Raw genomic sequence first — 2644 nt, 5'->3', positions numbered from 1 at the left:
ATCGGGAAGCCCAGCAGTCGAAGTGGGTCATGTTCAGCTCTTGCAGGCGTTCATATTGAAGATAACGCTGCATGGTGTAAAGCTCATAAGGTAGGAAACGCCACGCCATACTTCCTTTCGTCCGTGGTCTTGGCGTAACCCCCTCCAGAACCGTGCTTACACCTCTCGATGTACACGGCTCGCCATCTTTCATAGTTTAAGTGATTTTGTCTTTGCTTCTTCGTAGCATTTCGGGCAGAGAGCCAATGACTTCCGCCTTTTCAGTAACATCAGTTCATCAAATTCATTATCAGCGTTCAAATCTTTTAAGCGCTTTACATGGTGCATATACACTTTCGCGGGGTTTGCTCCGCACATCTCGCATTGTCCGCTTTTTAAACGTCCTGCAAGACTATTCGGTTTTATCTGCCCTCTGTATTTCGGCATAATGTCTACAAATTCAGGTGCGATATTGTTATTACGCCTAAATCCTTCATTGTAAAACTCACACCGCTTTGTTCCACTCTTGGTTTTGTAATCTGCGCCAAAGTCGCCCTTTACGCTACGGTATTTCTTATACATCTTCATAACAGAAGAATTATATTTTGCCGCCAACGTCTTTAAACAGCTTCCACGCATGATAGAATGAAATTTCCCCAGATTGCATACATTGATTGCTAACCTGTAATAATTGTACAATCCTCTGATTTCAGAATTATATTTACTGATGATTGCCACATCGTCTAATGGCATAAGCGCCCCTCTGTGGAGTGGCTTCCAAATCTCTTTGCCGTTTTCGTCTTTTTTGATTTTAAACGCACCGTATTCGTGCAGTTTCGCAATCCATTTTTCTTTCGGCATATATAACTGCACTTTTCCATACCACACCCGTTGCAGACCTTTTTTCGTCCGCTTTGTGTCCTGACTTCTTGATATTCTTATGTCGTATCCAAGATACCGCACCTTTTCAGAGGAATGGGTAACGTGAGTTTTCTCCTCCGACATTGTGAGATTTAGCTTGTCTTTTAGAAATATCTTTACCTGTTCCTTGATATTTTCAGCATCCTGCTTTGAACCTGTTATTGAAATCAGGAAATCGTCAGCGTAACGGTTGTATTGAAGTCTTTTGTAATTCTCATCCATCTCGTCTAAATGTGGTGTGGACAACATCACTTTCCTTGCTTCTTTAAATGCTGCTAGGTTTGCTTCTGTGCGCTCTATTTCCAGATTTTTCTGCGCTTTCCGATAAGCCCAGCGTACCTTATCATGGTCTTTGTGGACTTTACGGCTTCTTGTATCGCCTTTGTCAAAACTCTTTTTCATCCTTGCCATGAACTCATCAAGTTCATTCAGATAGATGTTGGCAAGTATCGGACTGACACCGGAGCCTTGTGGACTGCCGGAGTACGTTTCATGGTATGTCCACTGTTCCATATATCCTGCCCTTAGAAACTTCCACATCAGCGATATGAACGCTTCATCTTTTATGCGCTTTCTCAAAAGCTGTATTGTGATATGGTGGTCGAAGCTGTCAAAACAAGCCTTAATGTCTCCTTCGATTATCCACTTTGCACCAGTGAACAGCGTTACGATTTCTTTTAACGCTGTGTGGCAACTTCTTTTCGGTCTGAAACCATGTGAATTATCAGAGAATGTCGGCTCATAGATTGCTTCAAGTATCATACGGACAACTTCCTGTAACAGTTTATCGTCCGTTGACGGAATCCCCAATGGGCGCTTTTTACTGCTGTTTTTCTTCGCAATATAAACACGCCTTGCAGGGTTCGGCTGGTATGAGTGGTCTCTCAGCTTCTGAATGAGCTTTTCAATGCGCTCCATGCTCATACCGTCAAGAGTGAATCCGTCTGCACCTGCCGTCATGCTCCCCTGAGAGGTCGCAATATTCTGGTATGCAAGCAGATAGAACTCTGGGTTGTACAGGTTACGGTATAATCTCTCGTACCTGTACTCTTTGTTTTTTGCTTTTTCACTTAAACTTTTCAATACATTTTCGGGACTTCTCATAATGCCTCACGCACCTTTCCTTATTATTTGTATTGAAGAAAGACTGTCTCCCTTCGCCATGTGGACGGCTTTCCCGTCCTCGGACTACTACGGAGACTCTGTTGCCATAGTAAATATTCAGAGTCACTTTTCTCATAGCACTCATAGCCGATTTTCGGCATTTTACCTTAGGCAATCCCCGTTTAGAACTGTAATAACATAAGCCTGTTATGATTTCGGATGTGACGTTCGTCGTTTTCCATTATCCTATGGCTGATTTACTCTGGGTATCTTGTGGATACGCATGGCCGACTCATATCCACCAGAGTACATGCGAGTATAACTTCCTTACGCATGGAGCAACATTTTGCCCAATCTCCGACTGTCATTCAGGCAGTTTAGCTTTCATCCTTATTCATAACTTTTCGCCACTACCACGCAAACACTTTGGAAGTTTCCGTGTTTCGTGCCCTCCGACATGCTACACTCCCCATCGGGTTTCCCCTTTTGGATAAGTCGGGTGACGATAGGGTGCGGATTATTCCGCTTTGATACCTTGCCCTATTACTTGCTCAAGGTAAGATTATTACAGCCCCTTACGGGCGCACGGTCATGGAGTTGCTGACCGGTGTGCCGGTGGCAAAGATCACGCCACGGTTTC

The 2644-nt window shown here is 43.9% G+C and carries 1 protein-coding gene; it reads right to left on the bottom strand.

The annotated features are described in order from the left end of the window. Positions 1-189: 189 nt before the first annotated feature. On the bottom strand, positions 190-2004 hold the full coding sequence (locus QZ379_RS12565) for a reverse transcriptase/maturase family protein (protein ID WP_291565460.1): 1815 nt from the start codon (positions 2002-2004) through the stop codon (positions 190-192). Positions 2005-2644 lie beyond the last annotated feature (640 nt).

It is taken from the genome of Bacteroides sp. (assembly GCF_019417265.1).
Taxonomy (GTDB): Bacteria; Bacteroidota; Bacteroidia; order Bacteroidales; family Bacteroidaceae; genus Phocaeicola.
Note: the sequence above shows the minus strand (reverse complement) of the source record. Positions and strands in the feature narration are given on the sequence as shown.

Coding starts and splice junctions, on each gene's coding strand:
- QZ379_RS12565 (WP_291565460.1), bottom strand. CDS start 2,004: ATGAGAAGTCCCGAAAATGTATTGAAAAGTTTAAGTGAAAAAGCAAAA.